The sequence below is a fragment of the Bacteroidia bacterium genome (assembly GCA_041391665.1).
Lineage (GTDB): Bacteria > Bacteroidota > Bacteroidia > J057 > J057 > JAGQVA01.
The window spans coordinates 1750257-1762845 of the sequence record JAWKNO010000001.1; the positions used below are offsets into that span (position 1 = coordinate 1750257).

At 47.0% G+C, this 12589-nt stretch carries 9 protein-coding genes; 5 read left to right on the plus strand and 4 right to left on the minus strand.

The features are described 5' to 3' along the window. Positions 1 to 27 precede the first annotated feature (27 nt). Positions 28 to 1680, minus strand: coding sequence for a DUF6029 family protein (locus R3D00_07410; GenBank protein MEZ4772992.1), 1653 nt, complete (start codon positions 1678 to 1680; stop codon positions 28 to 30). Positions 1681 to 1808: 128 nt separating this feature from the next. On the opposite strand from R3D00_07410, the gene R3D00_07415 reads away from it, so the two are divergent. After that, positions 1809 to 4139 (plus strand): acyl-CoA dehydrogenase, encoded by a 2331-nt coding sequence (locus tag R3D00_07415; GenBank protein MEZ4772993.1) that lies wholly within the window; start codon positions 1809 to 1811, stop codon positions 4137 to 4139. A gap of 50 nt (positions 4140 to 4189) precedes the next feature. Here R3D00_07415 and crtI read toward each other — a convergent pair whose 3' ends face one another. Beyond that, positions 4190 to 5665, minus strand: coding sequence for a phytoene desaturase family protein (gene crtI / locus R3D00_07420; protein MEZ4772994.1), 1476 nt, complete (start codon positions 5663 to 5665; stop codon positions 4190 to 4192). Positions 5666 to 5779: 114 nt separating this feature from the next. Here crtI and R3D00_07425 point away from each other — a divergent pair, with 114 nt between their 5' ends. The 3 genes from R3D00_07425 to R3D00_07435 are packed head-to-tail and all read left to right on the plus strand — an operon-like array spanning position 5780 to position 8341. Then, positions 5780 to 7333 carry a D-aminoacylase gene (locus R3D00_07425; protein ID MEZ4772995.1) on the plus strand — a complete coding sequence of 518 codons (1554 nt, stop codon included), beginning with the start codon at positions 5780 to 5782 and terminating at the stop codon, positions 7331 to 7333. Between the two features lie 60 nt (positions 7334 to 7393). Then, on the plus strand, positions 7394 to 7966 hold the full coding sequence (locus R3D00_07430) for an NAD(P)H-dependent oxidoreductase (GenBank protein MEZ4772996.1): 573 nt from the start codon (positions 7394 to 7396) through the stop codon (positions 7964 to 7966). Between the two features lie 6 nt (positions 7967 to 7972). Continuing rightward, positions 7973 to 8341 (plus strand): hypothetical protein, encoded by a 369-nt coding sequence (locus R3D00_07435; protein ID MEZ4772997.1) that lies wholly within the window; start codon positions 7973 to 7975, stop codon positions 8339 to 8341. A gap of 286 nt (positions 8342 to 8627) precedes the next feature. On the opposite strand, the gene R3D00_07440 is transcribed toward R3D00_07435, so the two are convergent. Further along, on the minus strand, positions 8628 to 9929 hold the full coding sequence (locus R3D00_07440; protein ID MEZ4772998.1) for an NAD(P)/FAD-dependent oxidoreductase: 1302 nt from the start codon (positions 9927 to 9929) through the stop codon (positions 8628 to 8630). 191 nt (positions 9930 to 10120) lie between these two features. Between R3D00_07440 and R3D00_07445 the strand changes: the two genes are divergently transcribed. Further along, positions 10121 to 11221, plus strand: coding sequence for a ferredoxin--NADP reductase (locus R3D00_07445; GenBank protein MEZ4772999.1), 1101 nt, complete (start codon positions 10121 to 10123; stop codon positions 11219 to 11221). 36 nt (positions 11222 to 11257) lie between these two features. Here the strand turns inward: R3D00_07445 and R3D00_07450 are convergent, their stop codons facing one another. Continuing rightward, positions 11258 to 12517 (minus strand): FAD/NAD(P)-binding oxidoreductase, encoded by a 1260-nt coding sequence (locus R3D00_07450; protein MEZ4773000.1) that lies wholly within the window; start codon positions 12515 to 12517, stop codon positions 11258 to 11260. Between the last annotated feature and the right edge of the window lie 72 nt (positions 12518 to 12589).

The window sequence follows — 12589 nt, forward strand, 5'->3', positions numbered from 1 at the left end:
CGTCTTCCCGACATAAATTAAACATCATCAAAACGAACTGCTAAGTGCAAGGCCAAAACCGTTGGAGGCCGGTACTTCCCGGCAGATTCCACCCACACATAGTAATCCTCTGCGCTGGCGGCTGTAACCCAACGAAATGCGGTTGGCTTCAAAAGCGTAAGCGAATGAAAAATTATAATAATGTACCCGTAAGTCGGGATCGGGATTTCCATAGTTATATTCATCAAAAACGGTAATATACCAGTTGGGGGAAATCGATAATTCTCCCAAAACCATCGCCCAACTGCCCATATCCTGTTTGGTGTACATATGTTGCAATTCGCCTCTTACAGATACTTTCCGGGCGATTTTATATTGCGCCTCAATCACCCCGATATGGGTGTCTACCAGTTCGTGCCCTCCATTATTTGTACCCAGTGTGATGACATTCTGGTTGTATTTGAGGTGGATATAGGTGAGGATCGTGCGAAGGTTTTTTGTCCACCTTTTGTTGAATTCAAAATTGATATCTTCAAAATACAGGTTGTGAAGATCGCCCATAAACGATGATTCGTAGCGGAATTTGGGCTCTGTAAATACCGTATCCAGTCCGCTGATCCGTGAATAGTTCACCGTGAGTTGGGTGCCGTATTTTCCGCCCAGTTTTGTCCCCTTCTGAATCGTGTAAAGAATACTCGCCTGAATCCCCACTTCTCCGTTGAGTTGTGTCGCATAGGGATAGAGGGTAGGCAGCCGGTAGGTGTGGAGTTTGGAGATTGCCGGGAGAAAACTCAGCGATAACTCCTGAAGAGAAACCGTTCGCTCCGAACGAAAATCCATATTATCGATTCGTTTGGCACTGACATTTATCCCCAATCCTTTTTGCGAATAGGTTGCATTCACATAAAGCGCATTTCCGGGATTATAGACATATCGGTTGAGTTGAAAAGGATCGTTGATTTTGTAGGCATATTCTGCATCCATGGCAAAATTTCCATAATTGAGGCGGGTTCTTGCAGAAAATGCGGAAACATTCTCCGGAAGCTTTAAAATCAGGTCGTCGTCTTCCTGAAATTTATTCACAACACTCGCTCCAATCGTAATGCCCAACTTTGACTCTCTCAAAAATGCGGTTGCCTGATTGAGGTTGAGTTCTGTATCTGCTCCCCGGATCAACGAAGAAGTTCTTTCCCAAAACTTGCGCTGCTTTCCAATGAATCCCTTGACATAAAAGCCGGGTATAGGCGAAAATTTGGCGCGAATGCCGTCGATGGAATTATCAATTCCCAATGCCCACTCCTGATAAGCGCGGAATATAATTCCATTTCCAAACTGATCGTAAAAATTGCCGACGGTAATATCCAGTTTGTCTGAGTTATAGGAGGCAAACCGGTATGGCAATCCCTGGCCTTTATACCGCTGATCAAAGCCCAGCAGCGGATTGAGGTAAGCTTCATATCGCACGCCGGCGCTAAACTGGTTTTTCTGATACGTAAGCTGTAAAAAGCTGTTGGAAAGCACATGCTCATCTACCGCAGATGCACCGATAATCGAATCAGGAAACAGATACTGCACATCTGATTGAAAACTGCCGCTGATACTGCCTGCATTCCCTTCCTGTGCGAGCAGAAAAGTAGGGAAAAAAACTACAGATACCGCAAACAATATTGCCTTAATGAAAGTAGTAAAAGTATCAACCATAAATGCCAACTAAGGTAAAAGGGGAATTGCAAAGATAGACAATTATTCTTTTTACATTCAACTTCGATATTTCCCTCCTTCGTAAGAAATGGTTATCTTGATGCAAACACAATTTCAGGACATACTACATGAAAAATCCCTCTTCTGTAACCCCACTTTCACCCGGCCAAATGAGTACGGGTGTGTCGTATTTCCTTCCACTGATCTATATTGCCTGGTCTGATGAAGTATTAACGCCCACGGAAATAGCGTCGCTGGAAGCAATCGTAAAAAAGCAGGAATGGCTGGAGCCGGATGAAAAAAACATCATCATTTCTTATCTCAATCCTAAAAATGCGCCTTCCCGGATGGAGCTCACTGACTGGAAACAAACCATCCTTCAGGCTGCTGAAAATCTCCCGGTTTCCTCCCGAAACGATCTGCTCAAACTCAGCCGGGAAATCGCAGGGATTAGTTCCTCCGGCAAAATGGAAGCCGCTGCGATGATTGCCCTTCAGGAGGTAGAAGATGCCCTGGGGCTGATCACCAAAGAAGCTGTCAGCGAATTATTGCAAGAGCGGCATGCTGAAACGCCTGTGGAACTACCGAAAATACCTACTCCTTCTTTTGACACGGTTGTTCTTCAAAACCTCCTTGACGGCCCGGAAAAACCTACGCTCGATAAGGTGCGCCGGTTGCTGGCCGACCCGGTATTTTCTCTGGAAAAGGTAAGCCCGGTAAAGGAAATCTATCGGGAAACGATTCTCTCATGGTGTCAAATGCTGGCAGATCAGGGGTTGGGCGCCCTTTCTTACCCTATCGAAACCGGGGGCGAAAATAATATGGCCAAATATATCGCTGTGTTTGAGACGCTGGGTTATCACGACCTCAGCCTGGCGATAAAATTTGGGGTGCAATTTGGTTTGTTTGGCGGGAGTATATTGGGACTGGGTACAGAAATACATCATAAAAAATATTTACCCGATGCAGGCGCCCTCAAATTACCCGGCTGCTTTGCCATGACCGAAGCCAACCACGGCTCCAATGTCAAAGACATTGAAACAACGGCTACCTATGATATTCACAGTCAGGAATTTATTATTCATACCCCTCACTATCACGCGCACAAAGAATATATCGGTAATGCAGCCGTACACGGGAAAATGGCGACAGTTTTTGCGCAGCTCTACACTGGCGGCGAATGTTATGGCGTTCATGCCATCGTGGTGCCGATCCGCGACGAAAACGGACAGCCTTTGCCTGGGGTAAGAATTGAAGACAGTGGCCGTAAACTCGGGTTAAATGGTGTGGACAACGGGCGGATCTGGTTTGACCAGGTGCGTGTACCCCGCGAAAATCTACTCAACCGCTTTGCCGATGTAAGTCCTGAAGGGGAATATTCCAGTCCCATTACCAGCGACTCCCGGCGGTTTTTCACCATGCTAGGCACGCTCGTGGGAGGAAGAGTCTGTGTACCTATAGCAGGACTGAGCGCCGCCAAAACCGGGCTGACCATCGCTATTCGCTATGGCGCAAAACGCAGGCAATTTGGCCCGGCGGGACAACCCGAAACCGTGATTCTCGATTACCAGACCCATCAGCGGCGGTTATTGCCCCTGCTAGCCAATGCCTATGCTTACCACTTTGCGCATCGCTATATGGCGCAGCGATTTCTAAGCCAGAGTGAAGCCGATGCCCGCGAACTGGAAGCACTTGCTGCCGGGTTGAAAGCAATGAGCACATGGAATACTACCCGCACCTTGCAGGAATGTCGCGAAGCCTGTGGCGGAAATGGTTATCTCGCTGTAAACCGCTTCGCCGATCTAAAGGCAGATACGGAGATATTTACCACTTTTGAAGGGGATAATACCGTGCTGATGCAATTAGTTGCCAAAGGCAGGCTGACTGACTTTAGGCAGGAATTTAGTTCGATGAATTTTTTCGGAATTGTCAATTATGCCGCACGGCAAGCAGCGAAGTCCCTGCTGGAGCAAAATCCTTTTGTGATTCGCACGACAGGAGAGGACCATTTGCGCGACAGCGAGTTTCACCTGTCGATGTTTCGTTATCGTGAAGAGGATATGGTCATGTCATCAGCGCGGCGCCTGAAGCAGCGGATTGAAAGCGGAATGGACTCCTATCAGGCGTTTATCGAAGTGCAATATCACCTGATGGGTATGGCAGAAGCCTATGTAGATCGCGTGGTGCTGGAGCAGTTTGTACAGGCTGTGGAAGCATGCGAAGACCCTGCGTTGAAACCGGTGCTGAAAAAACTCAGTGAGCTGTATGCCTTGACCCGGATGGAAACACATTTTGCGTGGTATCTGGAAAACGACTACCTCGCCGGCGTGAAGAGCCGCGCCATCCGGAGCCAGGTCAATGCTCTGTGCCGCGAGTTGAAGCCGGAGGCGGTAGGGTTAGTAGATGCCTTTGGGATTCCGGAGGCGTTTTTACGGGAGACGATTGGAGGGGAGGAGTAGAGGTTTACAGATACATGCTTTATTGTAAATCTAAAGTGGTTTGCTCCTACTCAAAAGTTTCGCATTACCTCTTTCGCCACAACCTGTCCGGAAATCAATGAAGGGGGAACGCCCGGTCCGGGTACCGTCAGATGGCCGGTATAGTACAGGTTGCTAACCTTGCGAGACTTGAGTTTGGGTTTGAAAAAGGCCGTCTGTAACAGCGTATTTGCCAGCCCATAGGCATTTCCCTTGAAGGAGTGATAATCCTTCTCAAAATCGCGCATCGCATAACTTCTCCTCAAAATCACCGAATCACGTATATCGTCGCCTGTAATAGCTGCATACCGGTCCATGACTTTCTGGTAAATAGCCTCGCGTTGCGCATCGCTGTCTTCCAGCCCCGGTGCAAGCGGAATAAGAATAAACATATTTTCGAGCCCTTCGGGTGCTACGCCCGGGTCTGTTTTTGTAGTACTTGATACATAAAACAGCGGACGTGTCGGCCACTTCGGGTGCGTATAAATTTCCTCTGCGTGGAGGTCAAAGTCTTCGTCAAAAAACAGGTTATGGTGCTGGATATCAGCAACTTTACGGTTGAGGCCCATGTAGAACAACAGGCTCGAAGGTGACATTGTGCGGTTTTCCCAGTATCGGGAATTGTAGTTGCGCCAGGGTTTGTCAAGCAGGGCCTGGTCGGCGTGTTGGTAGTCGGCATTGGCGATGACCACGTCAGCGGTAAATTCGCCCTGAGCGGTGATGACTTTCGATGCCTTCCCATTGTCAACCACAATCTTTTGTACCTCATGGTTGAGTTTGATCTCTACGCCGACAGATTCAGCCAGAGAGACCATTGCCTTTACGATTTCGTACATTCCGCCCATCGGGTACCAGGTACCGAGGGTAAGGTCGGCATGGTTCATCATGCTGTAAAGTGCGGGCGTATTGGCTGGGGTGGCGCCGAGAAACAGCACCGGAAATTCGAGGATTTTTCGGAGGCGGGGGTTGGTGAAATATTTTCGCACATGTGTGCGCATGGAGCTAAACATCTGTATGCGGAAACTCTCCCTGATCAGGCGATAGTCGATAAATTCGGTGATAGAATGAGACGGGCGGAAAACGTAGTCTTTCATCCCGACCTCGTACTTGTATGCGGCCTGTTTCAAAAATTCGCGGAGTTTCGCCGCTGCACCGGCTTCCTCTTTTTCAAAAAGTGCTTCCAGCTTGCCCATATCAGCCGGCACATCTACAAAATCATCTTTCCCAAAATATACCCTGTAACCCGGATCGAGCCGCACGAGTTGATAATAGTCGGAAACTGATTTCCCGAAAAGATTAAAATACGCCTCGAATACTTCCGGCATCCAATACCAACTGGGACCCATATCAAAGGTAAAACCGTCTTTTTCCCAGATGCTCGCCCTGCCGCCAGCCTGGTCGTTTTTTTCCAGAATCGTAACCGTATATCCTTCCTTCGCCAGTACAGATGCGGCAGTAAGCCCTGCAAATCCTGAACCTATGACAATTACCTTTTTATCTTTCTGCATGGATCGTTTTGTTTTATACGCCGGTCAGTCGAATTTCCGTATCTTTATTTTACCGGCAAAGAATTCTTCTAATAAACACCCGGATCAGACATTTGTTTTTATTGTTGACCATTTATGCGACTGATTTATATCATACTTCTGAGCGGCCTCGTGGTTTTTTTCTCCTGCAGACAACCATCGGTCGAATCTTTTGATATCCTCATTGAAAATGGGCAGGTATTTTTGGGCGATTCGACCGCCGCACGGTCTGTTTCCATCGGCATTCGCGGAGATACGATTGCCTGGATCGGAAACCATAAAAATGTAACGGCAACTCTGCGTATTGATGCCTCCGGACTGATTGTGGCGCCGGGGTTCATTGATCCGCACACACATACTCTGGAAGATTTGCTGGATACCGCCGACCGCGCCAACCTGCCTTTTCTCATGCAAGGCGTTACTACTGTTGTGACGGGAAATGACGGCGGTGGGCCCCGCGATATTGCAGGTACTTTTTCCCGGTTTGAAGCCGGGGGAATAGGTACAAATGCCGCACTCTATATCGGCCATGGAACCATTCGCAGTCTCGTTATGGGCGCGGCAGATCGAATTCCTACAGAAGAAGAGCTATCTAAAATGAAGGAAATGGTAAGGGCAGGGATGGAGGCAGGTGCTTTGGGACTTTCGACAGGATTGTATTATGCGCCGGGGAGTTTTTCAAAAACAGAGGAGGTAATCGAATTGTCAAAAGTAGCAGCCGCTCACGGGGGGATTTATGATTCGCATATCCGCGACGAAAGTTCCTATAATATCGGACTGTTAGGTGCGATAGGGGAAGTGGTGCAAATCGCCAGGGAGGCAAAAATTTCCGCACATATTGCGCATATCAAGGCATTGGGAACAGATGTATGGGGGAAAAGCCGTGAAGTAGTAGAAATGGTTGAAAATGCACGAAAGGAAGGCCTGGACATCACGGCAGACCAATACCCCTATCTGGCTTCCGGCACGAGTGTGGAGGCTGCGCTTTTGCCCCGGTGGGTAATGACTGATTCGAGAAAGGCATATCTCCAGCGGCTAAGCGATCCGTCACTTTTGCCCCGTATCAAAGAAGAAACCCGCGAAAACCTGCGAAGGCGCGGGGGAGCCGCAACGATTCTGATCACCGAAACAAAGGATTCTGCACTATTGGGAAAAAACCTGGCGGAAATTGCTGCTGAAAGGAATGCCGATCCTGTGGAAGTAGCCCTCGACATTGCCCGGAAGGGTGGGGCAGGGGTCGCCTCATTTAATATGAATCCCGATGACCTGACTTATTTTATGAAACAACCCTGGGTGATGACTGGATCAGATGGTTCTGGCGGGCATCCTCGAAAATATGGCACATTTCCCCTGAAGTATAGAGAATTTGTCAGAGAAAAAGGGTTGTTGACACCGGCAGAATTTATCTGTAAAAGCAGCGGACAGGTAGCCGAAACCCTGGGAATAGAGAAAAGAGGGTTTCTTCGAATGGGCTATTTCGCAGATATCGTCATATTTGATCCGGAAACATTCACAGATAAAGCTGATTTTTCCCACCCGCGACAGTTGGCCGAAGGGATACAGTACCTATTGGTAAACGGTACGCCTGCCATTGTAGAGGGAAATTACACCGGTGTTTTACCCGGACGACCTATTCGAAAGGCAAAATAAACAATTGCCATCTTTTGATGGTTGTATGAGTTTTTGGGAAAGGTTTGTTAAATTACTCTCATGAAGGTATCCATCATACTGGGAAGTGTACGGGAAGGGCGTAAAACGCACAGAGTTGCTCATCATCTGGTGAAACTACTGGATGCACAACCTGGAGTCGAAACCCTGCTGATGGATCTGGAGTCCTATGATCTGCCGTTGCTCAAAGATCGCTGGGAAGAGCAGGTACCTGTAAACCCTGTTTTGGCAGAATTTAGCGCCCGGCTAAAATCGTCGGATGCCCTGATTTTTGTTTCTCCGGAGTACCACGGCAGTTATACCGGTGTTTTGAAAAACGCGGTTGACCATTTCTGGACAGAATTCAGCCGCAAGCCCATTGGCGTTGTGGCTACCGGTGCGGGTAAATTTGGGGGAATCAATGCCAGCACCGAAATGCAATTGTTGATTTTGTCTTTAGGTGCGTTTCCCATGCCTTACAAATTGCTGGTACCCAATGTCAATAAGATATTCGCCTCGGATGACATGCCATTGGACGAGCAGTTTGAAAAGAGTGTGGATAAATTTGTCTCCGAGTTTCTCTGGTTTGCGGGTGCATTGGCGAAAGCTAAAAAGCCGGTTCTTTCTCAAAAATAGTCTCTGATGAAAATACTATTGCTAGCCAATACGGTATTTGAACTCCTGGTAGGAATTCTTATGCTGGCGGTTCCTACTGTTTTTTTTCCTGACCTCGCCCATACAGGAGACCAGCTTGCCTTGTCCCAGGCTTTAGTGCGTGGTTTTGCCTTTGCGGCATTGGCCATGGCCGGGTTGAGTGGGTTCATGGTAATACGTCCGCTTACGCCCGAGGTGAAATTTTCGGGGCTGGGTGCATTAGCGATTTTTCACCTGGGACTTAGCATTACTCAATTGCTCAACGTCATCAATGGCCTGGTCCCCGTGCCGGTATTAATTATCCATGCCATTTTTGCTGTATTTTTTCTGGGAACTTTTATCTGGAACTGGCGATAAGCTAAACCGTCTCAGTGCATCTTCAAGGGTTAGATGCGTAAGCGTAATGGCTATTTTGTAATGTTTTTCACAAAACCAGGCAGCATTGGGTGGATGGCCGACAAAACCTTCTTTTCTGGAACGGGCATACCATTCAACATCACCTGGAGTTCTTACAAAATAGACCAATCTGCCATTACTGGCATCCATGCGGAAGTCATCGCCGCACACTTCGCAAACCGGAGGTTTCATAGAAAAATTATGTATGGTACGTTGCAAGTTTAAGCATACTTTTTCTGCCCCAATATTAAATTTTGATTACCTCAGTGTTCTCTTTTTTTCTGAATGGCCGGATAATCAGCCTTGTGCCTTTGTCGTAGGTGAAATAACTCCATACCCAGTTGACAAATACTACCAGCCGGTTGCGGAAACCAATCAGGTATAAGATGTGAACAAACATCCATCCCAGCCATGCGACAAATCCTTTGAGGTGCAACTTGCGGAAATCCATCACCGCTTTGTTTCGGCCTATGGTTGCCATTGAGCCTTTATCAAAATAGCTAAACGGAACCAGTTCCTGCTTTTTATAGGTCCGGATCAGGTTTTTGCCTAATCTTTCTCCCTGTTGAATAGCACCCGGAGCTACTTGTGGATGGCCGTTGGGATAGTCTTCTGTTCGCATAAGCGCAAGGTCTCCGATAGCAAATACGTTGCTATAGCCTTTTACTTTGTTAAACTCATCCACTGCCAGCCGGTTTCCCCGCTCAACTACTTCTTTGCCCAGTCCTTCGACGAGGTTTCCCTTTACACCGGCTGCCCAGATCACGGTAGAAGCTTCGAGTTCTTTGTTGAGGTTGGTCGAAACATGCGTGCCGTCATAGCCGGTTACCATAGTATTTAGCCAGACGTGGACGCCAAGTTCTTCCAATGCAACTTTTGCATCTGCCGAAGATTTTTCAGACATACCTGCCAGTAGTTGGTCACCCGCTTCCAGCAGGTGAATTTCCATTTGCCTGAGGTCTAGTTCGGGATAATCGCTGGGCAGCACGTGGCGTTTGAGTTCTGCCAGCGCTCCTGAGGTTTCGACTCCTGTTGGGCCGCCGCCTACTACGACAAATTTGAGCAGCACATCTTTAATTTCCCCATTTGCCTGCTGGAGGGCCGTTTCAAAGTTTTGGAGAATCAGACTGCGAAGATCCAGCGCTTCCGGAATGGATTTCATACCGACGGCCTCTTTTTCCAGGTCATTCATTCCGAAAAAATTGGTGGCACTACCGGTGGCCAGAACCAGATAGTCGTAGCGGATTTCACCGATGCTGGTGTTGACGATATTTTTAGTTGTATCTATATTTTCAACGGTTGCCATCCGGAAGATAAAGTTTTCCTGATTTTTGAAAATCTTGCGTAGCGGAAAGGCAATGGAATCGGGCTCCAGACCACCCGTAGCGACCTGATACAGTAAGGGTTGGAAGGTATGATAATTATGTTTGTCGATCATGACGATCTGGAAGGGACTATTGCGCAGGGTTTTTGCGAGCGTAATTCCTCCAAAACCTCCGCCAACGATCAGCACGCGGGGTTTGTTGGTCATCGGGACTACTGCTTTCATTGAATGTATATTAAGTTGTTGTCTAAAAAATGGTTAACAGATTTTACGAATTTTGGGAATGCTTGTTGATGAAATCCCGCGAATTTTGATTGTCTGGAGATGAATAAAATATACGAACATTCGTTAGCTTTTTCGGTTTTTGTTGGAGTGAATCATTACTTTTGTTGTTTAGTGAAAGTTCACGTCTAGTTATGAGAAGAAAATTTTATTCAGTTGCCATAGATGAAATCCGGGACGAAGTGCCGGGTGTGTATTCTTTATATTTTATTAATCCTGACCCTGAGGTTTTTACCTATTTTCCCGGACAGTATCTGACGGTAAGAATTCAGCTGGGAGGCGAAGATTTTCGGCGGTGTTTTTCATTGTCCAGTTCTCCGTTTTGCGATGACCGGCTTTGTATTACTTTGAAGCGAATCCCCGGTGGAGTTGTAACCAATTATTTGCGGGACAATTTAAAGGCGGGAGACCTCCTCGACATCATGCCGCCGATGGGCAATTTTGCCGCAGAAATGAACCCTGTGGAGCCCCGGCATTATATTCTCATAGGAGGAGGCAGTGGTATTACGCCGTTGATGTCTATGGTAAAATCTGTGCTTACGGCAGAGCCTGAAAGTGAAATCTCCTTGTGGTATGGCAACCGTAGCGAGTCTGATATCATTTTTCGGGAGGAAATTTTAGCCTGGCAAAAAAAATATTCCGACCGGTTTTTTCTTCATCTGACACTTTCGCAGCCCGATGAAAACTGGAAGGGATTTTCCGGGCGTCTTGACAAAAACCGTATATACGACCTGATTTCGGAGGTATTTATGACTTCCGAGCTCCGCAAAGTGTATTATATCTGTGGCCCGGAGGGAATGATCGAGGCTGCGCTTTCAGCCCTGGAAAAACACGCGGTGAACCCGGCAGATATTCACCGCGAACATTATCTGGCTCCCGCTCCCGACGAACAGGATGAGACCGAAGTGGAAGAGCCCACAGAAACCTCCCTGAGCGATGGAGAGGAGACTTATGTTTTGACGACTCAAAAGGTGAGGGTAATCATGGATGGCGAAACCCATGAAATCACGGTCGAACCCGATCAGGTCATTCTTCGCGCTGCGGTAAAAGCGGACTTGGATCCGCCTTATGCCTGCCAGTCGGGAATCTGCACGACTTGCCGCGCGATGTTGTATTCAGGCGTAGTTTCTATGGATGAAACCGAAGGGTTGAGTGAGGAGGAAATCAACGAAGGATTTATTCTGACCTGCCAGGCACATCCGCTGACAGCAGATGTGGAGATCGAGTACCGGTAAAAAAAGAGGAGTTGATCAGTCAACTCCTCCATAAAATTATACATCTACACCTTTCATCATTTTGTTCCAGTAGAGATAGGGAAGCCCATATTTTTTCAGCATCCAAAGGCGCCAATGCTCTTTGCTCGAATCAAAAACCAGCATTTGTTTGAGTTTGGGATCTGGAATGAAGTTGCTGTTGTAGTCAAATTCAGCCAATACCATTTTTCCATATCCAGTAACTAGAGGGCAAGACGAATATCCGTTGTATTGTTTTTCCCCTATCTGATTATGTTTCATCATTTGCAAAAGATTGTTGGTTACTATGGGAACCTGCTTTCTGATGGCGGCTCCGGTTTTGGCTGTAGGGAGAGCCGCTACATCGCCTAACCCAAAAATATTGGGATAATTTTTGTGTTGCAGCGTATGAATGTCTACATCGAGCCAACCGGCGCTATTGGCAAGTACAGATTTTTGGACAAATAGAGGTGCAGTTTGTGGTGGTGCTATGTGGAGCATATCATAGGGGATCGTGATAATTGAATCTCCGGTCATAACTTCTCCCAGCGGATTGCCTTCATTTACGACACATTGGTTTTCATCCGTGTGTACACTTTTGAAGGTGATAATTTTGTTGACAGGGTCAATTTTTGATGGTGCATAAAAAGGTTTAAAGTGAATGCCATAACGATCTATGACATGCATGAGGGTTTCTCTAATTTCCTTTACACCAAAGATTACTGAACCGGGTGTAGCAAAAATCACATTCGTTTTGCTTTTTAGTCCATTTTTTTGAAAATAATCTGCTGCCAGGTAAGCGATTTTCTGCGGCGCCCCACCACATTTGATGGGGGTAACGGGCTGAGTGAAAACAGCATTCCCCCCTTTAAAATTTTTTAGCACTTCCCAGGTATGCTGAGGATTCGTATAGTTGCTACAGACTACACCTTCTCCCAGTGATTCCGTTAAACCTTCAATAAGGGATGTATCCATGACCAGACCGGGAGCAACAACCAGATAATCATAGGAAATATTTCCGTTGGCCTGAGTAGAAATCTGATTTTGTTCAGGCAAAAAACCAGTCGCTTTGTCTTGAATCCAATCAACACCTTCGGGAATCAGTGTTTTCATCGGGCGGGCTGTGTCCTCAAATTTAAATGTATTGGCACCTACCAGGGTCCATGCAGGTTGATAATAATGCGTTTCTGCGGGTTCTACTATGCCTATCTTTAGGCTGGAATCCATTTTTTTCAACTTGGCGGCTGTCATGATTCCGGCGGTACCCCCACCGATAATCAGGATTTGGAAATGTTTCATACGGGTAGTAATAGTGTTTAATTGAAATATTATAATATTATAATTAAATAAACCCTGAGAAAAATTCCAAAT